The sequence below is a fragment of the Acetivibrio saccincola genome, assembly GCF_002844395.1.
Lineage (GTDB): Bacteria > Bacillota > Clostridia > Acetivibrionales > Acetivibrionaceae > Herbivorax > Herbivorax saccincola.
The window spans coordinates 1,181,965-1,208,432 of sequence record NZ_CP025197.1 but is presented as its reverse complement, the minus strand read 5'-3'; the positions used below and the strand labels follow the sequence as shown (position 1 = coordinate 1,208,432).

Below are 26,468 nucleotides of genomic sequence, written 5' to 3'. Positions count from 1 at the left end.
AATATGACACAAAATATAAATATAACATTAAAATATAATACAAATTAAAGTTTATATTGGATTTATCTTGTAAATCTTACTTTATCCGTGGTTATGCTGTCTTCCGGCAAAATATTAGTGTTGGTTCCAAAATATTCCTTAAATATATCAACTGCAACGGGAATTGCATTAGAACCCCATACCCCTTTTTCTATAACCACCGCAACTGCAATTTCAGGGTTCTCTGCCGGTGCATATGCTATAAATAAAGCATTTGACGTACCTGTACCCGTTTCGGCGGTTCCGGTTTTTCCGGCTACAGTTATTCCTTCCGGCAATTCATTAAAATAACCATATGCAGTACCATAATTTTCACTTATAACCGCCTTCAAGCTTTCATTTATATATTCCATTGTTCCTTCAGATAAAGGCAATTCTTCATATTCTATGTTTGCCTGCCTTACTATTGAACCATCGTGCTTCCTCACTTCTTTTATTATATGAGGAGAATATCTCTTGCCTCCGTTAGCCAAAGTACTGGTATAGTTAGCAAGCTGTAATGGTGTGAAAAGATTGTCAAACTGACCTATTGCAACCTGTGCAGTATCAGCCGGTCTCCATTCTTCATTTCTAAGCTTCCGTTTAGTTTCTTTATTTGCCCTTGTTCCGGCAGCTTCCCACTGTAATTCTATCCCGGTTCGCTCTCCTAATCCAAAATACTTTGACCATTTATCAATTATATCTATGCCTGTATCAACTCCAAGTTCATGAAAATAAATGTTGCAAGAAGTACCCATAGCCCTTGCCAAATCCAGTCTTCCATGAGATCCCCTGTAGTTTCTGTAAAGAAGACACTCAAAATTCCATCCCCCTATATTGTGCCTTCCTCTGCAGGTAATATAATCCCTGCCTTTTGAAATTTTACCAGATTCAATACCTGCAATTGCAGTAATAGGCTTAAAAACAGACCCTGGAGCATACACTCCCTGTATAGCCCTGTTAATAAGAGGTCTTGCAGTATTATTTGGGTCATTAAGATCCATGCGTGCCTTCTGTGCTTCTTTACTGTTTGACAAAAATACATTTGGGTCATAAGTGGGGTAACTAGCCATAACAAGTACTTCACCATTTCTAACATCAATGGCAACCACCGACCCTGCTTCTGCATTTCCCTGATATCTTTTAGGATCTTCCTCCGCTAGGGCATTAATCCTGTTTATATTTCTCTCTAAAGATTCCATGGCAACTTTCTGAAGGCGTGAATCTATTGTAAGCACAATATCATTCCCCGGAACTGCAGGGTTGCTGCTAAGTTCCCTGGTAAGCCTTCCTTTTGTATCAACTTCAACTCTTTTTTGACCGTTAATACCCCTTAAATCTTTTTCTGCCGAAAGCTCTATACCTGTCTTTCCTAACATATCGTTTAGTTTATAACCTTCTTCTTTAAGTCTTTCATATTCTTCTTGGTTTATAACGCCGATATATCCCAGCACATGTGCAACAGAAGTAGCATCAATGTATCTTCTTTGAGGAACACTGTCAATTATTATCCCCGGAAATTCAAAATGCCTTTCCTCCAGCTGTGCCACCGTTTCCATACTAACATCCTTTGCAATTAAAACTGGGCTTGAAGGACTGTATTTTATAAGCATATCATATCTTACTGTCATTATTTTGTAAGCTTCCTCATCAGTATACTTTTCATCAATTGAAAACTTTTCTTCACGGAAATATCTGAAAACATCTTCAGGGGTTTTCAATTTCTCTATATCTTTTTCTTTAATAACCATTTCGCTTTTCCACTTTTCAAGGGCTTCTTCTGATTCTAAAGCAGGTCCAAATTCTATAGGGTCAAATGTAAGATAGTTTTCAAGATTCTTTTCATATGAACCATTATTATATTCCTCAAATACATTTATAAGTTTTAAAATCATTTCATTGTATTCCGGCGCTTTCAAGTCTGTTGCAGCCAGCTTCACATTATGTGCCGTCCTGTTAACCGCTATTGGAAGCCCGTTTCTGTCAACGATATTCCCTCTGGGGGCAATAATTTCCCTCTCACTGATAATTCTTCTTTTGGACTTTTGTGCAAACTCCTTTCCCCGGACTATCTGAAGATTTACCAATTGAAATATAATTGCTGTAAATGCCAGTAAAAGACCTATAGCTATAACTATATATCTTTGACGTTTTTTTTCTTTCAAAACTACACCACCTCTACCTTCTTACCTGGTATTTATCATTAGTACTTTCTGGATAGTTTTTTAGAAGCTTCATACTTTTCATTAATTTTATAAACAAATATATAAATAAATATAGAGACAATTCCGTTATACAATGCTAAAGGCAAAATTACACTCCTTAGCGGATAAAATAAGTCTAAGCTGTGGCGGAAGATTGTATGAAAAAAGTATACGCTGTATTCATAAACCACTGTAGAGACAAGTATAAAAAAAATAACTGCAAAAATGTTTTCTTTATACAGTCTTTTATTTAAAGAACCTACACAAAAACCAAGATATAAACCTAATAAAGCATAAAACCCAATGGCTTTCCCGGAAATCATATCGTGTATAAGACCACTAAAAAAACCAACTATTGCCCCCTCAATATTATTTCCTAAAAAAGCCACAATTACAATAAAAACCATAAGTAAATTTGGTTTTACATTAAATATTTTCAGATAATCCAGCACTGTTGATTGTAACAACCCAAAAATAACCATCATAAGAGTATATCCTATTATTTTTATCCTCATCAATTCTCTCCACCTTTGACACCCATAAAAATTAGTACTTTCTCTTTAAAACATATACCTCTTCAATTCTTTTAAAATCAACAGCCGGTTCAATTATTGCATACCTGTTTAATTCATTATTTATCTGCCTTACTTCTTTTACTTCCCCTATCACTATTCCTTTAGGATAAATTCCTCCTAATCCGGAAGTTTCAATTGTATCTCCAACAGATATATCAATATGCGGTTCAATATATTCAATTCTGCAAAGGCCATCGTCCTTAAGCTTTAAATCACCCTTTACCACAACCAAATCCCTTGTTCTCACTATACGGGCACTTACAGTACTGTCAACATCAATAATGGAAATGACCTTTGATGACATTATATCCGCTGACATTACCCTGCCCACCAGGGCATTTTGAGCTATTACAATATCACTTTCAGATACACCGTCTTTACTGCCCACATTAATGGTGAAGACATTAAACCAGTTGCCTGCATCCCTTGCTATTATATCTGCACCGCAAAATTCAAAATCGTTAAACTGTTCTTTTATATTCAATGCCTCTTTCAGCTCTTCATTTTTTTCACGGTATGATTCAAGCTTCCTTACTTCGTCCTCTAAAAGTTCGACCCGCTCTTTTAGCTTCTTATTTTCTTCTCTCAATGTTTTAACATCCCCAAAATAACCCGTCAGCTCATCAACTTTATCAGCAGTATAACTGGTAAATTGCTGCAATGGGGACATGATAAAATTAAATGCACTTGCCAGATAATTTATCTTGCTGTTTTTACGGGAAGATACACCTATTACAATTAAAATAACAATTGTAACAAGCAATAGTAAAAATAATTTTTTTTTAAATAATTTTTTCAAGAGGTATCCCCCCTATCTAATTTTCTTTGGAGGAATAAGCAATTTCCGCAATGTTTCTATTTCATCTACAACCCTTCCTGTACCAAGAACAACACAGTCTAAAGGATTTTTTGCAACTGAAACAGGCATACCTGTTTCGCTTCTGATTAACCGGTCTAAACCGCTAAGAAGTGCCCCTCCTCCTGTAAGTACAATACCTCTGTCCATAATATCAGCAGCCAGTTCAGGCGGCGTCTTTTCAAGAGTATATTTTATTGCATCTACTATTGAATTTATAGGCTCTTTTAAAGCTTCGGCAACTTCTGTAGATGTTATTACTATGTTTTTAGGGAGTCCTGTAATTAAGTCCCTCCCCCTTATTTCCATAGACTCTTCTTTAGGTCTTAAATAAGCAGCCCCTATTTTAACTTTTATTTCTTCTGCCGTTCTTTCACCTATCATTAAATTATATTCTTTTTTGACATAGTTCACAATAGATTCATCAAATTCGTCACCGGCAACCCTCAGGGACTTGCTGGTAACAATACCACCAAGGGAAATTACAGCTACCTCGCTGGTTCCTCCTCCAATGTCCACCACCATGCTTCCGGATGGTTCTTCAACAGGAAGATCTGCCCCAATTGCCGCAGCCATAGGCTCTTCAATTAAAAATGCCTCTTTTGCGCCTGCATTGGTGGCTGCCTCTTCCACCGCCCTTTTTTCCACTTCTGTAACACCTGACGGTACGCATACAACTACCCTGGGTTTTCCAAACATTCCCCTGGACATTGCCTTTTTTATAAAGTACTTAAGCATGCTCTGAGTTGTTTCAAAGTCCGCTATAACCCCGTCTTTCATAGGTCTTATTGCAACTATGTTCCCCGGGGTCCTTCCTATCATGTTTTTAGCAGTATCGCCAACTGCAAGTACTTCCCTGGTTCTTTTATTTATTGCAACCACTGATGGTTCTCTTACAATAATTCCTTTACCCTTTACCTGCACTAGTGTATTTGCTGTACCTAAATCTATCCCTATATCCCTTGAAAATATACCCATATTTTATTCTCCTTCCATGCTAATAACCATTATACTATAGAAACACCAAATTTTTTCAATAAAGTATCTAATTTTGCCAAAGGCAGTCCTACAACATTAAAATAACAGCCGTTTATTTTCTCTATAAATATTGAACCTATACCTTGAATTCCATATGCACCGGCTTTGTCAAGAGGTTCTTTTGTTTCAATATATGCCTTTATGGTACTGTCACTAAGTTCCTTCATTTTTACATCAGTTACCTCAAAATCACTTATCCCATTCATAGTAGAAGCATCAATAACAGCGACCCCTGTCAAAACCTTATGCCAGGAACCCTGGATGTACTTTAACATTTGAAAAGCTTCCTCACTGTTTTGTGGTTTTCCTAAAATCTTTTCCTTTTTAACTATTGTATCTGCCCCGATAACAAGGCATTTTTCATCCTCTTTTAAATTATTTGATATTTTTTTTGCCACAAAATGTGCTTTTTCATATGCCAAAAACTCCACCAACCGGGAAGCTTCCAAATCTAACCCGTTGGTTTCATCAATATCAGGCTCTATAACCTCAAAATCCAGGCCTACCTGGCTTAAAAGCTGAGACCTCCTGGGTGATGAGGATGCTAATACTATTCTAATGGTAATCACCTCATATAGCTTGCTAAAATTAAATGTTTATGCATATTTTTACTTATCCCCTTGTAAATGTAATGAAATATAAACTGAGTTCTTTTTTTGCGGCATTTTTCTCTAATAAATATTATAAACCGGCACACTTATTATTATAATCACACAAACTGTCCTATTTCAACAAAATTTGAATTTAAAAGTTGTTATTTTTTTATTACAAATATTTATATATAAAATATATTTATTTTTAATTAATATTTTTTACTGCTTCCTTCACCTCTGTAATTATATTATCCAGTCCTTCTATTATTTTACTCATATCTGTTACGCTTATTTCTTCTAAACTTTCAAAACCCGCCTCTTTTAAAACCATTTTTAAAATAAACTCATCATCAGCGTTTAATCCTGCGTTTTTTAATTTTTGTTTAAGGTAGTTTATTTGCCTTGTTGTAGCTTTTTTGTCAGGAGTTTTAACTTTCTTTTTACTGCTTTTATTAATCTGGTCCTGGACATAGTAGAATTCTTCATCTAAAAGTCTTGCTTCTTCGGGATACAACCAGTCATTTTCACCCATTAATTTTCTGATTATCCTGTCACAAGCTCCAGTTATTGTTTTTTCCAAGCCAAATTCTTTATCATCAATAAGTTCTTTTCCTATTTTGAATTTTTCCCAATCTGTCAACAAATAATCCAATTTACCTTCTTTTATAGGGGCATTTTTCTCCTCAATTTTTTCTGCCACATATTTTTGAAACCTGTTGTAATAGTCAATTTGCTTCCCGTCTACAATAACCTGGCCGCTAGTCATATCCCTTCCCCTGACTTTTACTAAATAAGCAGGAAGCTCAATTTTCCCAATGCCAGGAAAATTTACTTTGTTTTCTTTTACCACACTAATAGACACATCCTCAATGGATATTCCCTTCTCTTTTGCTTTTTTAAATAAGCCTTCTGCCCGCATTCTCAATTCTCCGGCTGCACCCTTATAAAAATCTTTTTCTTTATTATATATTACATCAGAATTTACTTTTTTATTTTCTAAGTTTGCCGATATATTATTTACAGACATTAAATATCCTCCCTATTGTTGCTTTTGTATTATTATTTGAATAATTTTGAGGATATAACACAACCTATATTTTGTTTTTATGGAAAACTAATCAATCTAGTTTTTAGCCTTCTCTTTTTTACTATTAACAAGTATAATATAAGTATAGGAATCTATTAATTTCTAAAACAATGGAGGTGTCCAATGAAAATAGAAAAAATAAATGAAAATAAAATTAAAGTTACAATTTCATTTAATGATTTAGAGGAGAGGAATATTGATTTGAATTCCTTAAATTACAATTCTCCGGAAACACAGGAATTGTTTTGGGACATGATGGAACAGGCAGAAATGCAGCTAGGCTTTACCGCTTCAGATGCCCAATTATGTATTGAAGCTGTTGCTGACGCTGATGAAGGCTTTATAATTTTAATAACCAAAATGGATGAAGAAAATGAATTTGAATCCATTCATAAATATATCAAAAACAGATTTAGAAGAGCAGACCTGAGAGTTAAAAAGAAAGCTAAAAGAGTATGCTCCACTTTGGTTATGTATTCTTTTGACGATTTTGAAAACTTATGTGTTTTATCTAAAAGACTATCAGATATTTATTCAGGGGAAAGCACACTGTATAAGTTTAAAGACACCTACTATCTTCTTCTAACCAGAAGTTTATGGTCTGTAGACAATTTAAGTGCATTTGATTTAATTTTAAATGAATATGGACGGAAAATAAAAAACAGCAACTTTTATGAAGGTTATTTAAATGAATATGCAGTAAAAGTTATAGAAGGTACTGCTATTGAAACAATTGCAAATTACTTTTAACTTCACAAAAATAAAACTTTAACAAAATAAATAAAATATAAAAAAGATTGGTTGGATAGTTATGTTGCCTAAAAGAATAATTGTACCTAACAAATTCGATCAGTTTTTATTACACAGAAAAAGCCTTTTGCAGCAATATTCAAAAGGTGATTTATCAAAGGCAGAATTTATTGAAGCAAATTATGATTGCATAACAGCACTAAATATAAAACCTTTCAGGAAAATAGATAATGTAAAAAAAGCTATTTACAACTATCAATATTATAATGTGCTGGCAAAATATTATCAGAAAAAAGCTCATGATCTAAGGAAAAACCATGGAGCCAGAAGTGATTATTTAGAATTGTCCAACTACTTTTATTCAAAAAAAGACAATGTGACAATGAAATTCTTAAAGTTCATTGATTTTCGTGGAGTTGAAGCCTATTTTGTTAAAGTAAAATCACCCAACCTTAAAAAAAAGTTATTTGAAATTGTTTATAAAGATTACGACAATTTAATATTTCACTCTAAAAACGAAGTATTATTAAACATGCTTATTGAAGAAAATGTATTTATTTTTGAAGAAAGGCGCTCTCTTGTAGACAGTTATATCAATCAAAAATATTAATGCTGCTCTCTTCTTTCCAATATAAAAAATGTAATGTCATCCTGCGTATTTTTGCTGCCCATAAATTCAAAAACACTGTCACATATTACATCCGCCATATATTTTAAAGGTTTGTTTAAATTGCTCTTTAGCACATTTTCCAGCCTCCCGGTCCCGTAAAACTCTCCGGAAGAATTCCTTGCTTCTATAAGACCGTCTGTATAAAACATCACCCTGTCCCCGGGCTCAATTTCAGTGATATGGTCCTGGTACTTTTCGTTGTAGATTTCAATTAATTTGCATATAGGAAAACCTTTTATTTTAATTTCATGGATTTTGCCATTTTTCTTTATAATAAGGGGTTCCACATTGTGTCCTGCAGAAGACCATTTTAACCGGCCGCTTTTTATATTATACACTCCAAATAACATAACAATATACACATCATCACCAAAATTAGTTTTATTAAAAGCCTTATAAGTATCATCCAATATACTGCCGGGGCTTAAATCACCTTTTGAATTATTTAAATCTAAAAGGGATCTTACCGTCTGGTTTAAAAAAATAGTCAGCATAGCTGCCGGAACCCCGTGTCCCGATACATCCCCTATGTAAAAGGCTATATTGCCTTCATCAATTTTAAAAATGCTGTAAAAATCCCCACTTATTCTTTCAGCAGAAAAATATCTTACTTCAAAAGAAATGTTTTTGTTTTCAGGCACCTTAAAGGAAAACATTGATTCCTGAATACTTCTTGCATATTTTATATCATCTAAAAGCCTGTCATTTAATTTCTTTATTTCAATGGTTCTTTCATAAACCTTTTTATCTAAGTTTTCTGCATGGTCTTTAAGCTGTTCTTTTGCCCTGTGCAGCTGAAGATAGGGCTTTTTTATACTGCTGATTAAAACCCCCCTGAATATGAGGAAAAATGCAATAAATTTATATATATGCCCTAAGTAGTTGTAAATATCATATACACTCTCATACAGTACAAATGCCATTTCACTGAATATACTGATAATTAAAGACAGTACAAATAGAAAAATTACATTGTCCTTTTTCTTTTTGTATTCATAAATAAGTATAAGGGCTACAACAGCAAACAATATAACTATAAGGTATTCCGAGTATATTTTGTATTTTGTAAGTCCGTATTCTTCTATAAACATGGGAGGAAAAAAATCCGGGTGGTACGTAACCACATTAAGCAAAAAAACGCTTATTGCCATAGGGATAATCAAAAATATTTCCTTTCTTATTTTGGATTTCCGCTTTGGCGGAATTATAGTTGCAATTAAAAATCCAATTGCCGAAATAAGTCTTCCTAAAATCCAAAAAGTAGTGGCTCTGTTGGCACTTACATTTTCTATGAAAAAATCTGGCATTCCTTTAAAGCTTAAAGTGTGGAACATATCTATCATGCCTATGGTAAAGAAGACACTTCCCAAAAAAACCGTTCTTAAATTCCGCGTCTGGTCATAGGTGTAGTAGGACACTACGAATACTGAAAATGAGACAAGTATACTAATGAACTCAAACAGATAGTGCCAAGTCAGGTAGTTTGCTATGCTCATAATTCGTTCAAACTCTTCTTCAAATAGCCCGGCTATTTCCAAAAGAGCGTATGCAGCAGCACCTGTAATTATTATTATAATGTAGTGCTTGTATTTAGTGTGTATATCTGATATTTTTTTCAGCATTTGTCCTCACATACTCAGATTTTTTATTCCCATGTCATTTATAAGAAGAAAAGACTTTACTTTACCCACTTAATATTTTTACCCTATTAATTTTAACATTTCTGATTACCCCTATGCAAGTAATAACCCAAAAAACTTTGTTGTTTAATTTGTCTTTATAATGTAGTCAGAAAAAGAATATCAACATGTAGAAGCTTAAACTATAAGCTTTCACAAAATCGTGCGTAACTTGGCCGGACTTAAGGTAAAAAGAATAAGTGAGTTGAATTACTTCCATATAACTTTTTTGCTTGTAGAAATGATCCAAAATTCTTTTGCAAAGTTATACATTACCGCATACCGAAATTAAAGAATTTCAAGATATAGTTGGACTGGGAATAGAATATTTGCCATACTAGGGACAATTATTACGAAGAAAACATTCAAAATACTTTATACAACGACACAACCGTTCCAACAGACAATGACAAAGCTAAATGGAAAAAATGGGTTAATGACTTTGAAAAGAAAAATGAACAACTAAAAAAATTGTTTCAAACATGAATTTTAGGTATAATTTAAGCTCCTTAGTTAATAAATTTCAGCCTCCATAGGGATTATTAACTTAAGGAGCTTTTATTTTTACTGTTCTATCATTGTATTGTTCAGGTTATCCAATCCGCCTTCTTTGCTTATAATTATTTTCTCTTCCTTTTGTGCATTTACAGTTTTGTATTTTATTTCCCCCTGTGCAAGAGCTGTCTTTAATACCGTTTCCATGTCCTCTGCAATGACAAATTTTATTTTTCCTCTAACATTTTCAGGAATTTCGTCTAAATCTTTTTTATTGTCAACAGGCAGAATAATGGTATCTATACCTGCCCTGTGGGCTGCCAGTACTTTTTCTTTAAGCCCACCTATTGCCAGAACCCTTCCTCTTAGAGTTATTTCACCGGTCATAGCCACATTTTTCTTAACCGGTATATTTGTAAGGGCAGAAACCATTGCCGTAGCCAGTGTTATACCTGCAGAAGGTCCGTCTTTTGGTATGGCTCCCTCCGGAACGTGAATGTGGATATCGTACTTCTTATAAAAATCCTTATCAATTCCATACAAATCCACCCTAGAGCGTATAAAACTCATTGCAGCCCTTGCAGACTCCTTCATAACATCTCCTAACTGTCCTGTCAGCTCCAGTTTTCCGCTGCCTTCCATAAGGGTCACTTCTATAGACAAAGTGTCCCCACCTACCGGTGTCCAGGCTAAACCTGTTGCAATACCAACCTCGTCTTTTTCATTTGCCAAATCGTACTTGTACTTTCTGGTACCCAAATACTTTTCTATATTTAATGCAGTAATTTTTACTGTTTTTTGGTTTGTAGCTACAATCTTTTTAGCAACTTTTCTGCAAACACTTGCTATTTGCCTTTCCAATCCCCTTACTCCTGATTCCCTTGTATAGCAATTTATAATTTCCCTTACCGCTCTTTCATCAATCCTTATATTTCCCTTTTTAAGACCATGTTCCTTAATCTGTTTAGGGAACAAGAATTTTGTGGCGATATTTACCTTCTCTTCTTCAGTGTAGCTTGTAAGTTGAATTACTTCCATCCTGTCTAAAAGAGGTCTTGGAATGGTGTCAAGGGTATTGGCAGTTGTCAGGAACAAAACATCCGACAAATCAAAGGGGAGTTCTATATAGTGATCCCTGAATGCAAAGTTTTGTTCTGAATCCAGTACTTCAAGCATAGCTGATGCAGGGTCGCCCCTGAAATCACTGCTCATTTTGTCAATCTCATCCAAAAGAATGAGAGGATTCTTTGAACCTGCCTGTTTAAGAGCAGCAATAATTCTTCCCGGCATTGAGCCTACATACGTCCTTCTATGCCCTCTTATTTCAGCTTCATCCCTTACACCGCCTAAAGATATCCTCACATAATTCCTGTTTAATGCCCTTGCAATGGATCTTGCAATTGATGTCTTACCCACTCCCGGCGGTCCCACCAGACAAAGAATAGGTCCTTTAAGGTCATTTTTTAGTTTTCTGATTGCAAGATATTCTATTATTCTTTCCTTTACCTTTTCAAGCCCATAATGATCCTCGTCTAAAATATCCTCTGCACGCTTTAAATCAATAATTTCCTCAGTTTTAGTATTCCAGGGCAAATCCAAAAGCCAGTCAATATAGGTCCTTATTACAGAACCTTCTGCAGAACCTGAAGGCATCTTAACAAGGCGGTCTAACTCCTTCAATACCTTGTTTTCAACTTCCTCATTATATTTTCCTTCACGTAACCTTTTCTTGTATTCTTCTACCTCACCTGCAACGCCGTCTTTATCTCCTAATTCATTTTGTATTGCCTTTAACTGCTCTCTTAAATAGTACTCTTTCTGCATTTTATCAATTTGTTTTCTGACTTTAATATTGATTTCCTTTTCAATTTGCATAATATCAATTTCTTTTACAAGAACCTCAAATAATTTTTTAAGTCTCACACTAGGCTTAAATTCATTGAGAATTTCCTGCTTTTGCTCAACCTTTAACACTAAGTTTGAGGTTATTATATCTGCCAATTGATCCGGATCCTCAATATTCATTATTGATAAAACCGTTTCAGGTGATACTTTATTACTTAATTTTGAATAATCTTCAAAAGTTGACAATACCCTTCTTTTCAGTGCCTCAATTTCAACTTGGTTTTCATCATCATCAATATAAATTTTTTCTACAACCTCAGCCATAAAAAACGGCTCTACCTGAGTATACTCAGAAATTTCTGCCCGGCTTATACCTTCCACTAAAACTCTTATTGTATCTCCAGGAAGCTTCAACAATTGCTTAACCTTGCATATAGTTCCAATTCTATAAATATCATCCTCAGTAGGAGAATCATTCTTGGCATCCTTTTGGGCAACCAGATAAATTAATTGGTTGTTTATCATTGCTTCTTCCAAGGCTTTGATGGACTTTATCCTTCCCACATCAAAGTGCAGTATCATATGGGGAAATACTGTCAATCCTCTTAGAGGTAGTAGCGGTAACACCTGTTTTTTTATTACCTTTCTTTCACCAGACATTTTACCATCCCCCTGCTTCTAAATTTGTATTGTTCTTACAAAATGCAAACAGCGAAGCCATTAATCTTCACCATTATAACCTTAGTAACACATTATTTCAATTGTTTTTACTTGGAATGTCCAGGTATCAGCTAAGTTTGGATTAAAACATAAGTGCATTAAAATTTTAACAATCTAAGAGGTTCTTATAAATGTCTATTCAAGTATACTTAATTATAATATAATTTATACCCAATATAAATAGGTCTATATACCCTTTTTAAAAAAATATATTGAATAGTACTTTATTTTATATGTTAAATCCAACACTTAAAGATGATTATATCATCTTTAGCTGCAAAAATGCAGTTGAAATATATGTAAAACCTTTGCTTTTATACTATACAAAATGATATAGCAGAATAATTTTTTTAAAAAACAGAATAGAATTACAGAAAAGCAAATTAAAATATCTAAATTTTATTGAATAGTAATTATAATTTATGTATAATTTACATGTAAAGTATAAAAAAATCTTATGCTTAAAGACAATTACATCATCTTTAAGCATAAAAACGGAGTTGACATATATGAAAATTATATCAGGTGGAGTTACAGCACCAAAAGGATTTAAAGCTGCAGGGGTTTCCTGCGGGATAAAAAAGGACAACAAAAAAGATCTTGCCATTATATGTTCTGATGACATTGCAATTGCTGCAGGAGTATTTACTAAAAATGTAGTAAAAGGTCATTCACTGCAATTGACTATGGAGTACATAAAAAAGGGCTGTGCTAAGGCAGTGGTTATAAACAGCGGAAATGCAAATGCCTGTGTTGGTGAGGCAGGATTTAAAAATGCAAAGGAAATTGCTGAGGTTACAGGAAATCTTCTAGGCTGTGATCCTGAAAATATATTGGTAGGTTCAACCGGCGTTATAGGCGTGCCTTTAGATATGCCCAAAATACTTAATGGGGTTAAAGAAACTGCTTTAAAGCTATCCCCTGAAGGCTCAAATGATGCAGTAGAGGCCATAATGACCACCGACCTTGTGAAAAAAGAAATGGCTGTGGAAATAGATATTCAAGGGAAAAAGGCAAGAATTGGAGCTATTGCAAAAGGCTCAGGCATGATACATCCTGATATGGCTACAATGATAAGTGTTATCACAACGGATGTTAACATTTCAAAGGAACTTCTTGATAAAGCATTAAAAGAAGCAGTTGCACATACATTTAACAGGGTTTCCGTTGATGGCGACACCAGTGTTTGTGACATGGTTGTAATACTTGCAAACGGAAAAGCTGAAAACCCTGGAATTTTAAATGAAGGTACTGAATACGACACTTTCAAATCTGCACTTGAATTTGTTTGTGAACATCTTTCACGCTCAATTGCAAAAGACGGGGAAGGTGCCACAAAGTTAATTGAAGTTGTGGTAGAAGGTGCAGCCAGCAGTGATGATGCTTATAAAATGGTATCATCCATTGCCAAATCCCCTCTTGTAAAAACGGCAATTTTCGGTGAAGATGCCAACTGGGGCAGAATAATAACTGCTGCCGGCTATTCCGGAGCAGAATTTGACCCAAATTTAATAGACATTTCAATAGGCAGCCTTTTAGTTTGCAAAAACGGAACCGCACTGGACTTTGACGAAGGGGAAGCTAAAAAAATATTAGAAAAAGATGAAGTACAAATTAAAGTTAATTTAAAAAAAGGAACTTTCAAAGACAGAATATGGACATGTGATTTTTCCTATGACTATGTTAAAATTAACGGAAGTTATAGAACTTAAGTTGTAAATTTGGTATAATAGAATAAAGGACTTGTCTTTCAATGTGCTATGTTGTCGCTTAAATTGCTCAATTAATTTATACTCGCTAACCTTCATCTAAAAAACATCCATTATACTCATTCTATGTAGTTATTATTACAATATTGGAGGTATCATTATGGCTAATAATCAATATGTTGTATTTAAGCTGGATGATAACAGTTTAGCAATCAGAATAGACTACGTAATAGAAATAATAAATTACCATGAAATATTTAAAATTCCCAACTCCCCACCCTACATTGAAGGACTTATAAATTTAAGGGATACAATTTATACCATATTGAATTTAAGAGAAATGCTTAATATGCCTAAAAAGGACTTAAATTTGAGTGATAAAGACTGGGATGAAGAAAAACCCAAGATATTGCTTGTTAATATAAATTCCAAACTAATTGGGCTTATCGTTGATTCTGTTGACAAAATATTAATATTAGAAGATGAAAAAATTGTATCCCCCTCTGAATTTGACTCCCAATTTGACAGAAGCTTTCTTGAAGGTATAGCTAAAATGGAAAATGACAAACTCCTTCTATTATTAGACCCTGACGCACTTGTTAAAAAAGTAATTGATAAGCAAATAAACTGTCCTGTTTAATAGATTTAAAAAAAGGAGCTGTGGAAAGTAGTTTTTAACTGTTTGTGCCACAGCTCCTTTTTTAACTCTTATTATTTTTTGTTAAAAGGAAAAACTTTTAAAATTGCCTTTATTATATGTTTTAAAATAGTAACAAAGTCAAAAAAACTGTCTGTTTTTTCAGTAAAACTTATAATGGCATCACAAACAGATTCCTCTATAGCCTGAGTGGTAGATTCCACCTTGTCCACTCCGTATTTTACAGTTCTGGTAATTTCATTGACATTATCAACAGTCTGGGAAATTTTGTCTTCATTTTTTTCAATAATTCTGTCCACTCTTTTGAGAACTTTATTGACATTAACTAAAGTATTGACAAGAAATATAACTGCTATTATTGCCCCAATAACAGCAATTATACCAAAAAAATAAAGTATAAACGTCCCAATATCTTGCAGTGTGTACATTACAAAGCCCCCTCTGTTATCTATTAAGCCTAATTGAGTCTAAGCAGGGTCTTGGTTATCATCTGTACATATCTGTCTTTTTGTTCTGCTTTAGCTCTTATAAGCCCGGTTATGAATATCTGGAACTTTTGAAGACATAGTAGAAAAACTAAAACACACTTGAAAAGCAACAGAAAAGAAAAGTGTAAATCTTTAAGTTTATTCTTCAGTCTCCTCAGAGGAATCTTCAGCTTCTGCCTGGGCTTTCTTTCTGGACTTAACCTCTAAAATTTTTCCTTTAACATCTTCCATGGAGTGCTTAACATTCTCAACAACTTTTTTCGTACCTTTAGATACTTTATCAGCAGCTTTTTTAGCATTTTCAGCTATATCCTGCCTGGTTTCTTTTCCTGACTTAGGTGCAAATAACAATCCTGCAGCCAATCCAAGTACCGTTCCTACTCCTGCGCCAATTGCAGCATTCTTTGCAGCTTTTCTTTTTGCAGCCTTTTCTCTTTCCCTTTTATTTCTTTCTAGCAAGTCTTTCAGTAGCATTTAATAGCACCTCCAGTATTTTTTTATACACCTATAATAATATTATACTTTATTTTTGGGAAAATTACTAGTAGTTATATGGTAATATTGTAATTTTAAACTTATAATCATTATAAAATAAAAAAAGACTACAACTTTAAAAGCTGCAGTCTTAATATACATTCCTTGCTTTCTTACGCATCTTTTCCAACAAAGCTAATTAAAAATTCTCCATTTATTTTTTCTAATTCAAAATTCAACTGATAATCTGCTGCATCTTCATAAATTCCGTCATTTAACCTGACAAATACGTAATATACATCTCCTTCTTTAGCAACATTTGTGATTTGGGTAAAAATAACATTTGTATCATTTAAATATACATAGCTTCCATCATTGCTAAATAGTATTTCAGTCCTTTCATTAGCTATTTTCCCCTTAAATTCATCATTACACATCTCTTTCATTGTTTCAATATCTCCCCTGTACAGGGCTTTAACAAAACGGATTACCATTCCCTGTATAATTTGATTGTCAGCAGGATCAATTCCTTCACTGGTTTGGTATTCTGTTATATTCTCTCCTTCAATTTCTTTTATTGTCCTTTTTAGTTCTTCATTTTCCAGTTTCATTTCCTCGTTTTGCTGCTTTATATAATCATTTTCCCTCTTTATTTCTTCAATTTCCACCTTAGCTTCATTATAGTTATTTTGAATTTCCTTTAGCTGCCTTATTACCGGGATTCCCTCCGGTACATAATTAGATGCAAATGTGGGAAATGCCACAATGGAACCTGTAAAAAGAAACATAATAACAAACATACCTGCAGCTATGCCTGAAAAAAACCGCTTCATATTAAACTTTTTCTCTTTAGTATTTTTTAATATGTTTTTCTTGTTTAGTTCTAATATGTCATCTTTTATTTTAATTGATTCTTTCAACTTTTTAAGACCTCCTATTAATTTTTTTGTCTCATCATATTCTGTTTTACAGCTGCTGCACCCGTCAATGTGCTTTTTTAATTCATTGAAAGTATTTACATCCAACTCTCCCATTATATATTCTTCCATTAGCCCTTTAACGTCATTGCAATTCATTTCTTCCCCTCCTTAATTATTCTTAAAATAGGTTTTTCTCACTCCTTGTATAATTTCATTGTATAATTTATTAAGCTAATAAAATCTCAGCCGCTGTTTTTATATCCTTTCATTAATTTTCTCATCTCCTCAAGCCCGTTGCTTAATCTGGACTTAACCGTTCCTTCAGGTATATCTAAAATTGCCGCTATTTCTTTTAAGGAAAGATCCTGAAAATACCTTAAAGTCAACACCACCCTGCTATTTTCCTTTAAAGAAGACAGTGCTCTCAACAAATCAATACTTTCCTCACTCCCCTCTTCAATAAATCCTCCAGTTTCTTCTATAAAATCTACACAAACCTCATTCTTATTCTTTCTAAAATAGTCATTACATTTGTTTACAAGAATCCTGTTTATCCATGATCTGAATTTACTCTTGTCTTTCAACGAATTTATTGAGTTAAAGGCTTTAATAAATGTTTCCTGGCATATATCAAGAGCCTCCCATCCTGAACCTACTATCCCAAGGGCTGTATAGTACAGCACATTATGATATTTTTTAACTATTGCTTCAAATGCTTTTTTGTCTCCTTTTTTGGCAGCTTCAACCATTATTTCTTCTTCCACCTCCACACCCCCGTACTCTTTTTTGTTTCATCTGTTAAATTATGTTAGTTTTATCTGTAAGCTTTTGAAGTTAAATAAAAAATAAGCTTTAAGTGTCCCTTTTAAAAGCCCCTTAATGGTTCTTCTATAATAATGACGCACTTAAAGCCTGATTAGTTCATTTTTTATATGAAATTTATTTAGGATATAAAATTATCCAGCATTTAAAATTTATTTAGCATTTATTGATACATTCCCGGCTCCCATTTTTACATCTATTTTTATCTTGTTTTCTGCATCATCATAATTTTCTGAAATATAATGTTTACCGTCTTTTACTGCCTTAATGCCGTTAAACTCCATTGTACTCAATACACCTGTATTTTTAACTTTTACCCCGGAATTTTTAGGAACATAAATTTCAACATTAGAGGCTCCTGCATTAACTTCTACTTCTATTTCTTTCTGTCTCTCCCCTATAATTAATTTAAAATTTCCTGCCCCACCATTTAAATTTAGCTCCTTTACCTGTAAATCCGATGTATCAAATTCTGTGTCCACCATACCTAAGTTTAAATCTATGTCCCACAAAACATCTTTATTTAAAAATAAATCTAAATTCCCATCTTTGATATTTTCCACGTTAAGTAAATTTTTAATATCAGGTGCCTTAATTTTAATTTTTGCTTTTTTGTTACCTTCCTTATAATTTATCACAGGTTCTTTAAAGTTTATGCCTCTGATTTCCCCTTTAATAAGCTTATCATCAGTTGAATCAACATTAATTTTAACCATACCTAAGTTAATATCCAACTCCCCATATAAAGTATCTTCTTCCTTGTTTATTTCAAAATAATTTCTGTTTTCACCATCGCCATTTTCATAATTGCCATTTTCGCTAACTTCATCTCTTAAAATAAAAAGTCCTTTAGATTTTAACGGGTATAACTGGCTTAAGGCAATAATGACCGCAAAAAAAGCCACCCATGTGATTACCTTTACAAAACGGTATTTTCTAAAAATAATATTCAAACCTATAACTATGAGTATCATAGATATTACTTCAGTGAGATTTCTAAACACAAATCCAAATACTGAATTAATAAAGGATAAATCCAAAACTTTCAGCTGCCATGCTATTATAACAACACCAATAAATATAAAAACCAATCCCACACCTAAACTGTTTTTTTTCATAATGTCTTTTTTCCCCCCCTATATATAATAACTATACCTATAATCATCAATATAATTGGAAATACATATTTCAAACTAATGAAATGCCTTAATAAAAGCATTCCTCCAAAAATAATAAGACCAAGTCCTACAAATGTTTTATTTCTGTCTTCATTTGAACCAAATCCTTCCACGCTATCCCCCATGGTTTTGCTAAAATCTTTTTCCTCATCAAAACCATCACTAAAACTTTCACCTTCATTATAAAAATTGTGAGGAACATATTCATCTTCTTCAGGGATAACAATTACTGCAACGATATAAGCAAGTATACCGGTTCCCCCGAAAAAAATCGAAATTAAAAACCCAAGCCTTACAATGGTAGGATCAATACCAAAATATTCAGCTATCCCTCCGCATACACCTTCTATAACCTTGTTTCTTCTAGAGCGTGTTATTCTTTTTCCCATTTTTCTCCTCCTTTTAATTGCAATTTTTACTTATAATATTACTTAAATATATTTGCAGCAGTTTATAAAATTGCTGAACAACAATTTTACCTGTCAAAATATAATACGACTATTTTTTAAAAAAGTCTTAAAAAAGTCTTGTTTTTTATGAGAATTTTTTTCCTTTATAAATCAGCTTATTAATGCTATTATACATAAGGAGGATTTTTTTGATTATATTTTTTAATAAGCGGATATATAAAAGGTGAGTATAAATATGATAAAAGAAAAAATTTATGAAAGTTTTGAAATTTTTATTACTTTTTTTAAAATAGGTGCTTTTACACTAGGTGGTGGATATGCAATGCTTCCACTTATAGAGAAAGAAGCTGTGGAAAATAAAAAGTGGCTAAACAGGGAAGAAATCCTTGACATGTTTGCAATAATGCAGTCACTTCCAGGAATAATTGCTGTAAAATCCTCAGCATTTATCGGCTATAAAAAAGCAGGAATTAGGGGTGCTTTTTTTGCCGCAGTAGGTGTAACTCTTCCTTCATTTTTAATAATACTTTTAATTGCCCAGTTGCTGTTAAGTTTAAGGGATAATATATATGTACAAAAAATATTTGCCGGCGTCAGGGCCGGAGTTACCGCCCTTATTTTAGTAACAGCAATAAGACTTGCTAAATCAGCTTTAAAAGGATATATATCCATATTAATTGCCATAGCTTCATTTATACTTATAGTGTTTTTAAATGTCCACCCTGTTTTCACTATACTTATAGGCGGTGTTTTAGGCTTTTTAGGATACTTAAAGCATAAATAAAAGTATAAGTATAAATATCAATTAAAATATAAACAAAAGCAAAAATACAGAAAGGTTTGAAATTATGATTTATTTTACTCTTTTTAAAGTATTTTTTATAATAGGATTATTTAGTTTTGGAGGAGGTTATGCAATAATTTCTCTTATACAGGCTGAAATGGAGTACTATGGCTGGATAAGCTCCACTGAATTTGCAGATATAATCGCCATTTCCCAGATGACTCCCGGACCTATTTCTGTCAATACCGCAACTTATGTGGGTGCCGGTGCCGCCGGCATTTTAGGTGCAACCACTGCAACGCTTAGCCTAGTCCTTCCTTCATTTATTATTATGGTTACTGTCGCCCACTATTTTGCACAGTTTAAAGACAGTAAAGCTGTAGAATGGATTTTAAAAGGAATACGTCCTGTAACAATTGGTTTAATTTTTTCAGCAGTGGTGTTTTTGGCTGAAACCTCTATACTAAATCCGGACAGTCAGTCAGGATTTAGTTTAAATGCAATTATATCTTCATTTGATTTTAAAAGCACCCTGGTTTTCCTGCTTGTCTTTTTATCAAGTTTAAAGTTTAAACCACACCCTATATTGGTTGTAGTGCTTTCTGCTTTAATCGGTCTTGTTATCCTCTAAACCATAAGACCCATTAAATGCTTACTTTATTATGATATTTTATTGTAATAAAACGAAAATCTTAGTATAATTATAATAAGGCAGCACTGTAACTAAGGTGTTACCATTAGAAAATATTTTAAATGCAGTTATTAATATACTGTTTATTAATACCTATTATAAAATACTATTGTCAAAATGCTGCAATTTTGATACCATTTTAAGGTGCCTTACATATTAAGATGCCGTATTAAAGACCACATTAAAGGAGGTTAAGTGCTCAGTTTTAAAGGTAATATAATTTGAAGGGAGGTATAATATGTATACCATCTGTGGAAATGTAAACTATTTCCACAGTATACATGAGAGTTGTTATGAAAAAATTACTGTACAATGTTAAGTTTAGGAAGAAAATTATTTTTGCTTTTACAATTATATTAATTACAGTTACTTCTTTTATAGTATCTTTTTCAATTAATAATGAAAAGAATAATTCTGCCAAAAACGTTTCTAATAATGATTCATCAGGTAACAAGTTAATTGTTGATGCTAATAATGAACTGCCTAAATCACCAGGCACAGATAACCAAAACACCGGTGAAACAGTCTCTGATGATGTCACAGCCCCACCCGGACAGTCAAATAATACAACTGATGACATTAAAGATGATTTTGAAGATAATATTGAAGATAATTCAGACTCGGATGATTTTGACACAAATGTTCCAGACATAGAACATACAGACTCTGAAGAAACTCATGACAAGGAAGAAAATACTTCAACACCTGTAACTACGCAGCCTTCTTCAAAACCTGACTCTACTCCAACCACTACTACAAGTCCTTCTACCAGTCCTAAAAACACTACAAAACCTGCTGCTACCTCTACTTCAAATCCATCAACCAATCCTAAAAATACTACAAAACCTGCTACTACTCCTTCTTCAAAGCCTTCCGCCACTCCTAAAAACACTACAAAACCTGCTGCTACTCCTTCTTCAAAACCTACCACCACTCCTAAAAATACTTCAAGAGCCGTTATTACACCTACTTCAAAGCCTTCTTCCACACCTAAAAATACTACAAAACCTGTTATTACTCCTACTTCAAAACCTACTGCTACTCCTAAAAATACTACAAAACCTGTTATTACTCCTACTCCAAAGCCTACCACCACTCCTAAAAATACTACAAAACCTGTTATTACTCCTACTCCTAAACCTACCACCACTCCTAAGAACACACCAAAAACTTCACCTACTACAGAACCTACCACTAAGCCTGTGGAGCCTCCAAAATACGGGGATTACATTGTAACATACGATATAAAAGGCGATTGGGGAAATGGTGCAATTGTCATGGTTACTATTAAAAACAATACTTCAGAGCCTATAAAAAATTGGACACTAACTTGGAGTTTCCCTGACAACCAAAAAATTAATGATCTCTGGCAGGCACAACTTGAACAAAAGGGTAATTCAGTTAAAGTAACAGGTTCGTCAATATTAGGCACCGGTGAAATTCCTGCAAAAGGAGAAGTAAGCTTTGGATTTAACATGGGGTATTCCGGTAGAAACAGAACACCTGATGATTTTGAACTTAACGGGGTAAAATGCAAAGTAAATTAAAAATTAAATTACAATAAAAAAACCACCTTTCCTCATTTACGGAAAGGTGGTTTTTAAAGTTGTTTTAACTATTTTAAAGTTATTTTTAGCTATAATAATAACATGGAATAATAAACATTTTTAATAAAGCTGCTTTTGCTCATTAAAGAAAGTCTTGCACCCTAACTGGACAAACAAAATTACCGTTAGTGACACACTTCCTAAAATACCAAGCATAATGGCTATCTGATAGCATATTGCATCCACCGGGGAAGCTCCTGACAGTATCTGACCTGTCATCATTCCCGGCAAAAAAACCACTCCCATGCCAAGCATAGAGTTAATGGTAGGAAGTATGGCAGAATCAAAGGCATCATCAACAATGGCCTTTGTTGCCATTTTAGGTGTTGCCCCAAGCATCAGGGCTCCTTCCACCAAATGTTTTTTGGAGGTCATCCCATCAACCAGCCTGTTCACTCCCAATGTAATTCCCGTCATAGAATTACCTATAAGCATTCCCCCAATGGGTATAAAATACCGGGGTTCATACCACGGGGAAATATTTATAACAATAAAAAGAAAATAAAAAAAACAGGTGATACTTCCAAGGGACATTGAAAAAGCTATAATACGTCCTAATTTTGACATAAAGCTAATTTTGGTCCTTTTCAGAATTGTATATATAGAAAACATTTCCATAACTGCAAGTATTATCACTGAATATACCGGGGATGGGTTTTCAAATATATAAGTTAGTAAATATCCAATTAATATTAGCTGAAGGGTCATTCTGACTGAAGATATCAATATTTCCTTTTCCCTGGGAATCCCTTTAAGCCTTACAATTAGTAATAACAAAATAACAAATGCATAAGCAGCAACAACCTGCCACAATTGAAGCTCTATCATATCCTCCATTTTATTTTATGACCCTCCCCCCTTTTATCTCTACAATGTTGTCAGAATAATCTAAAGCTATCTTTTTAGAGTGGGTAACCATGACAAGGGTTTTATTTTCTGCTTTTATATGCTTTACCACCCTTTCAATTACCACCTCTTCTGTTTTATCATCTAATGCAGAAGATGGTTCATCAAGTAAAAATACCTCCGGTTTCATTAAAATTACCCTTCCAAGGGCCATCCTCTGCTTTTCCCCGCCGGAAAGCTTTTCTGCATCGTCATCAAGCTTCTTTTTTAGGGAAACCATTTCTAAAACTTTGATTAATTTATCATCCTTCTCTTCAGGTTTTCCTGAAAACTTAAGCCCTATAAGTAAATTTTTCTTTATACTCCCCGGAAAAACAACCGGCTGTTGGGGAAGCATAACCACCTTCCGCCTAAGTTCTACAGAATCTATATCATCTATAAGCAAATCATTATAATATATTTCCCCTCTGTCACAGCTTATCAGCTTATTAAGAAGGCACAGAAGAGTGGATTTTCCACTCCCGCTTTCCCCAACTATACATGTAACTTTATTTTTTGGAATTTCCAACCGTTCTATATGCAAAATATTCTTGTAGACAACATTAATTAATTTAAACATATTTAACCCCGTAAAAATTTACCCCTATGAAAACTAGAACTCAGCATTATTTACTGTCCTTGGGAAAGGTATTACATCTCGGATATTTGTCATACCTGTAATGTACATTATTGCCCTTTCAAAGCCAAGGCCAAAACCTGCATGCCTTGTTCCGCCGTATTTTCTAAGGTCTACATACCACCAGTATTCCTCTTCTTTAAGATTTAACTCCTTCATACGCTGCTGTAAAACTTCAACCCTGTCTTCCCTCTGGCTTCCCCCTATAATCTCACCCACACCGGGTACAAGGAGGTCCATTGCTGCTACAGTCTTGTTGTCATCATTCAGCTTCATATAAAATGCCTTTATATCTTTAGGATAATCAGTTACAAATACCGGTTTTTTAAACACTTTTTCAGTCAAATACCTTTCATGCTCTGTTTGAAGGTCACACCCCCACTTAACAGGATATTCAAATTTTTCTTTAGATTCCAGCAGAATATCAATTGCCTCTGTATAAGTTATTCTGACAAAATCAGAGTTTACCACATTGTTTAATCTGTCAAACAGTCCTTTGTCTACGAAGTTATTGAAAAACTCCATTTCTTCCGGGGCATTCTCCATGCAGTATTTTATTATATACTTTAACATATCCTCAGCAACTTCCATATTGTCGTTAAGATCTGCAAAAGCCATCTCCGGTTCTACCATCCAAAACTCTGCGGCATGCCTTGGAGTATTAGAGTTTTCGGCTCTGAAAGTAGGCCCGAAAGTGTATATATTTCTAAATGCCATAGCATATGTTTCGCCTTCTAATTGTCCGCTGACTGTTAAATTTGTCTCTCTTCCAAAGAAATCTTCTGAATAGTCTATACTGCCGTCTTCCTGTCTTGGTACATTGTCTAAGTCTAAAGTTGTAACTCTGAACATTTTGCCGGCACCTTCCGCATCGCTTCCCGTAATTATTGGTGTGTGCACATATACAAAACCCCTGTCCTGGAAAAACTTATGTATTGCATAAGCAGCAAGGGACCTTATTCTAAACACAGCTGAAAAGGTGTTTGTCCTGGGTCTTAAATGTGCAATTGTCCTTAAAAACTCAAATGAGTGCCTTTTTTTCTGAAGTGGGTAATCCGGCTGTGACAGCCCTTCAATTTCTATCTTGTCTGCTTTTATTTCAAATGGCTGCTTTGCCCCGGGTGTTTCAACCAGCTTCCCATGTACTATTATTGCTGAACCAACGGGAAGTTTTGCTATTTCTTTGAAATTATCTATTTTTTCATCTTCAAAAACCACTTGCAGGTTCTTAAAAAAAGTCCCGTCATTTAATTCAATAAACCCAAAGGCTTTAGAATCTCTTATTGTCCTTACCCAGCCGGCAACAACAATATTACTGTCTATATATTTTTTTGTTTCCCTATACAGGCTTTTTATACTAGTAGCTTTCATCTGCATACCTACTCCTTTTTATATTATTTGTATCTTCTTTTTGAACTATTTTATATTTCAATTGGTTAAATTAGCTGCTGGAATTTTATTAAAGTAACTTTATATTTGCTTTATCACAAATTTCAATCATAGAGTCAGGCCATACAGAAGCTTGTACTTCCCCGATATGTGCTTTTTTTAACAAATACATACACATCCTTGACTGACCTATTCCTCCACCGATTGTATAAGGAAGTCTGCCTTCCAGTAATTCCCTGTGAAATAAAAGATTTTTCCTGTCTTCACAACCTGCTTCCTTCAACTGCCTTAGCAGTGCTTCTTCATCCACCCTGATCCCCATTGAAGATATTTCCATAGCTCTGTCCAATAGGGGGTACCACAATAATATATCCCCATTCAGATTCCAATCATCATAATCAGGAGCTCTTTCACCGTGCTTTATCCCTGATTTTAATATCCCCCCTATTTTCATTATAAAAACAGCACTTTTTTCCTTTGCTATTTTATCCTCCCTCTCAACAGGGGAAAGATCAGGATACATATCCTCAAGCTCCTGGGTTGTAATAAAATATATTTCATCCGGAAGGGTTTTTTTAATAACAGGAAATTTGCTGCATATGTGGTCTTCGGTTTTCTTCAGTGCATTATAGATCTTTTTGACAGTTTCCTTTAACACTTCAATTTTTCTGTCTTCCTTGCTTATTACCACTTCCCAATCCCACTGATCTACATATATGGAGTGAAGGTTGCCCAATTCCTCATCCCTTCTTATAGCATTCATATCTGTATATAAACCCTCTCCAACGCTAAATTCATATCTTTTCAATGCCATACGCTTCCATTTAGCCAAGGAGTGTACAATTTCTACAATATTTTCATTTATTGCCTTTACATTGAAAGACACAGGTCTTTCAACACCACTTAAATTGTCATTCATTCCTGACTCAGGTCTTACAAAAAGTGGTGCCGATACCCTTTCAAGGTTTAATGCTTTAGCAAGTTCCAATTCAAAAAAATCTTTAATTATTTTAATTGCCTTTGCAGTATCTCTTATGGATAAAGATGATTTATATCCTGAAGGTATAATAATTTTTTTTCCGCCGTTCAACATAAAAAACGTTACGCAAAACTTTATAAAATTTATAACAAGATTGTACCCAACGCACTTCTAAATTTTATAATTTCTTGTTTTAACGTAACTCCTCCCTTCTTTTTTATCCTTGTTTTTATACTCTCATTACTTAATTATACTCTCCTTACTTAATAAACGGAGATAATTGAAGGCGTCTTACAGCACAATCTAT

Annotated in this window: 27 protein-coding genes; 7 read left to right on the top strand and 20 right to left on the bottom strand. The window is 33.8% G+C overall.

All coding sequences use genetic code 11. The annotated features are described in order from the left end of the window. Nucleotides 1-62: 62 nt before the first annotated feature. The 6 genes from mrdA to HVS_RS05365 form a co-directional block, all read right to left on the bottom strand. Nucleotides 63-2,183 (bottom strand): penicillin-binding protein 2, encoded by a 2,121-nt coding sequence (gene mrdA / locus HVS_RS05390; RefSeq protein WP_101299942.1) that lies wholly within the window; start codon nucleotides 2,181-2,183, stop codon nucleotides 63-65. Between the two features lie 38 nt (nucleotides 2,184-2,221). Further along, nucleotides 2,222-2,737: a rod shape-determining protein MreD gene (mreD, locus tag HVS_RS05385; RefSeq protein ID WP_101299939.1), complete on the bottom strand. Its 516-nt coding sequence runs from the start codon at nucleotides 2,735-2,737 to the stop codon at nucleotides 2,222-2,224. Nucleotides 2,738-2,768: 31 nt separating this feature from the next. Next, complete coding sequence (mreC, locus tag HVS_RS05380) at nucleotides 2,769-3,596, bottom strand: rod shape-determining protein MreC (RefSeq protein WP_101299937.1); 828 nt, start codon at nucleotides 3,594-3,596, stop codon at nucleotides 2,769-2,771. Nucleotides 3,597-3,608: 12 nt separating this feature from the next. Next, on the bottom strand, nucleotides 3,609-4,631 hold the full coding sequence (locus tag HVS_RS05375) for a rod shape-determining protein (RefSeq protein WP_101299935.1): 1,023 nt from the start codon (nucleotides 4,629-4,631) through the stop codon (nucleotides 3,609-3,611). Between the two features lie 29 nt (nucleotides 4,632-4,660). Continuing rightward, entirely contained in the window at nucleotides 4,661-5,251 is a 591-nt protein-coding gene (locus HVS_RS05370; RefSeq protein ID WP_101304086.1) for a Maf family protein, read from the bottom strand. Nucleotides 5,252-5,489: 238 nt separating this feature from the next. Next, nucleotides 5,490-6,311 carry a hypothetical protein gene (locus HVS_RS05365; protein WP_101299932.1) on the bottom strand — a complete coding sequence of 274 codons (822 nt, stop codon included), beginning with the start codon at nucleotides 6,309-6,311 and terminating at the stop codon, nucleotides 5,490-5,492. A gap of 183 nt (nucleotides 6,312-6,494) precedes the next feature. Between HVS_RS05365 and HVS_RS05360 the strand changes: the two genes are divergently transcribed. Together HVS_RS05360 and HVS_RS05355 are read left to right on the top strand one after the other, a co-directional pair. Then, nucleotides 6,495-7,121, top strand: coding sequence for an adaptor protein MecA (locus tag HVS_RS05360; protein WP_101299929.1), 627 nt, complete (start codon nucleotides 6,495-6,497; stop codon nucleotides 7,119-7,121). A 61-nt stretch (nucleotides 7,122-7,182) separates the two neighbouring features. Continuing rightward, nucleotides 7,183-7,731, top strand: coding sequence for a DUF6648 family protein (locus HVS_RS05355; RefSeq protein WP_101299926.1), 549 nt, complete (start codon nucleotides 7,183-7,185; stop codon nucleotides 7,729-7,731). Here the strand turns inward: HVS_RS05355 and HVS_RS05350 are convergent. Together HVS_RS05350 and lon are read right to left on the bottom strand one after the other, a co-directional pair. Then, nucleotides 7,728-9,413: an MASE3 domain-containing protein gene (locus tag HVS_RS05350; protein WP_101299923.1), complete on the bottom strand. Its 1,686-nt coding sequence runs from the start codon at nucleotides 9,411-9,413 to the stop codon at nucleotides 7,728-7,730. The two genes, HVS_RS05355 and HVS_RS05350, sit on opposite strands and share 4 nt — an antisense overlap. A 621-nt stretch (nucleotides 9,414-10,034) precedes the next feature. Continuing rightward, entirely contained in the window at nucleotides 10,035-12,470 is a 2,436-nt protein-coding gene (gene lon / locus HVS_RS05345) for an endopeptidase La (protein WP_101299921.1), read from the bottom strand. Nucleotides 12,471-13,039: 569 nt separating this feature from the next. Here lon and argJ point away from each other — a divergent pair. Then, a complete protein-coding gene (gene argJ / locus HVS_RS05340; protein WP_101299919.1) occupies nucleotides 13,040-14,242 on the top strand; it encodes a bifunctional glutamate N-acetyltransferase/amino-acid acetyltransferase ArgJ in 1,203 nt (400 codons plus the stop codon). Between the two features lie 157 nt (nucleotides 14,243-14,399). After that, nucleotides 14,400-14,879, top strand: coding sequence for a chemotaxis protein CheW (locus HVS_RS05335; protein WP_101299916.1), 480 nt, complete (start codon nucleotides 14,400-14,402; stop codon nucleotides 14,877-14,879). Between the two features lie 71 nt (nucleotides 14,880-14,950). On the opposite strand, the gene HVS_RS05330 is transcribed toward HVS_RS05335, so the two are convergent. The 6 genes from HVS_RS05330 to HVS_RS05305 form a co-directional block, all read right to left on the bottom strand. After that, nucleotides 14,951-15,325, bottom strand: coding sequence for a DUF948 domain-containing protein (locus tag HVS_RS05330; RefSeq protein WP_101299914.1), 375 nt, complete (start codon nucleotides 15,323-15,325; stop codon nucleotides 14,951-14,953). A gap of 198 nt (nucleotides 15,326-15,523) precedes the next feature. Then, the gene (locus tag HVS_RS05325) at nucleotides 15,524-15,859 is read right to left on the bottom strand and encodes a YtxH domain-containing protein (RefSeq protein ID WP_101299912.1); all 336 of its coding nucleotides are present in this window, start codon (nucleotides 15,857-15,859) and stop codon (nucleotides 15,524-15,526) included. A 173-nt stretch (nucleotides 15,860-16,032) separates the two neighbouring features. Further along, complete coding sequence (locus tag HVS_RS05320; RefSeq protein ID WP_235827621.1) at nucleotides 16,033-16,935, bottom strand: anti-sigma factor family protein; 903 nt, start codon at nucleotides 16,933-16,935, stop codon at nucleotides 16,033-16,035. 86 nt (nucleotides 16,936-17,021) lie between these two features. After that, the gene (locus HVS_RS05315; protein WP_101299910.1) at nucleotides 17,022-17,543 is read right to left on the bottom strand and encodes an RNA polymerase sigma factor; all 522 of its coding nucleotides are present in this window, start codon (nucleotides 17,541-17,543) and stop codon (nucleotides 17,022-17,024) included. A gap of 210 nt (nucleotides 17,544-17,753) precedes the next feature. Then, nucleotides 17,754-18,719 carry a LiaF domain-containing protein gene (locus HVS_RS05310; protein ID WP_101299908.1) on the bottom strand — a complete coding sequence of 322 codons (966 nt, stop codon included), beginning with the start codon at nucleotides 18,717-18,719 and terminating at the stop codon, nucleotides 17,754-17,756. Next, nucleotides 18,716-19,168 (bottom strand): PspC domain-containing protein, encoded by a 453-nt coding sequence (locus tag HVS_RS05305; protein ID WP_101299906.1) that lies wholly within the window; start codon nucleotides 19,166-19,168, stop codon nucleotides 18,716-18,718. Before HVS_RS05305 ends, HVS_RS05310 begins: the two co-directional genes overlap by 4 nt. 256 nt (nucleotides 19,169-19,424) lie before the next feature. Between HVS_RS05305 and HVS_RS05300 the strand changes: the two genes are divergently transcribed. Then, nucleotides 19,425-19,973 (top strand): chromate transporter, encoded by a 549-nt coding sequence (locus HVS_RS05300; protein WP_101299904.1) that lies wholly within the window; start codon nucleotides 19,425-19,427, stop codon nucleotides 19,971-19,973. A 64-nt stretch (nucleotides 19,974-20,037) separates the two neighbouring features. Next, nucleotides 20,038-20,604, top strand: coding sequence for a chromate transporter (locus HVS_RS05295; RefSeq protein WP_101299902.1), 567 nt, complete (start codon nucleotides 20,038-20,040; stop codon nucleotides 20,602-20,604). Nucleotides 20,605-20,869: 265 nt separating this feature from the next. Here the strand turns inward: HVS_RS05295 and HVS_RS05290 are convergent, their stop codons facing one another. Beyond that, on the bottom strand, nucleotides 20,870-21,316 hold the full coding sequence (locus HVS_RS05290; protein ID WP_101299900.1) for a hypothetical protein: 447 nt from the start codon (nucleotides 21,314-21,316) through the stop codon (nucleotides 20,870-20,872). Nucleotides 21,317-21,340: 24 nt separating this feature from the next. Then, a complete protein-coding gene (locus tag HVS_RS16490; protein ID WP_159063397.1) occupies nucleotides 21,341-21,859 on the bottom strand; it encodes a hypothetical protein in 519 nt (172 codons plus the stop codon). Nucleotides 21,860-21,866: 7 nt separating this feature from the next. Between HVS_RS16490 and HVS_RS05280 the strand changes: the two genes are divergently transcribed. Next, entirely contained in the window at nucleotides 21,867-22,211 is a 345-nt protein-coding gene (locus HVS_RS05280) for a cellulose binding domain-containing protein (RefSeq protein ID WP_101299898.1), read from the top strand. Between the two features lie 120 nt (nucleotides 22,212-22,331). Here HVS_RS05280 and HVS_RS05275 read toward each other — a convergent pair whose 3' ends face one another. From HVS_RS05275 to asnA, 4 genes are all read right to left on the bottom strand, one after another. Continuing rightward, nucleotides 22,332-23,108, bottom strand: coding sequence for an ABC transporter permease (locus HVS_RS05275; RefSeq protein ID WP_101299896.1), 777 nt, complete (start codon nucleotides 23,106-23,108; stop codon nucleotides 22,332-22,334). A gap of 1 nt (nucleotide 23,109) precedes the next feature. Beyond that, nucleotides 23,110-23,736 carry an ABC transporter ATP-binding protein gene (locus HVS_RS05270; protein WP_101299894.1) on the bottom strand — a complete coding sequence of 209 codons (627 nt, stop codon included), beginning with the start codon at nucleotides 23,734-23,736 and terminating at the stop codon, nucleotides 23,110-23,112. A gap of 33 nt (nucleotides 23,737-23,769) precedes the next feature. Further along, on the bottom strand, nucleotides 23,770-25,164 hold the full coding sequence (asnS, locus tag HVS_RS05265; protein WP_101299892.1) for an asparagine--tRNA ligase: 1,395 nt from the start codon (nucleotides 25,162-25,164) through the stop codon (nucleotides 23,770-23,772). Between the two features lie 88 nt (nucleotides 25,165-25,252). Further along, the gene (gene asnA / locus HVS_RS05260; RefSeq protein ID WP_101299890.1) at nucleotides 25,253-26,275 is read right to left on the bottom strand and encodes an aspartate--ammonia ligase; all 1,023 of its coding nucleotides are present in this window, start codon (nucleotides 26,273-26,275) and stop codon (nucleotides 25,253-25,255) included. Nucleotides 26,276-26,468: the final 193 nt, after the last annotated feature.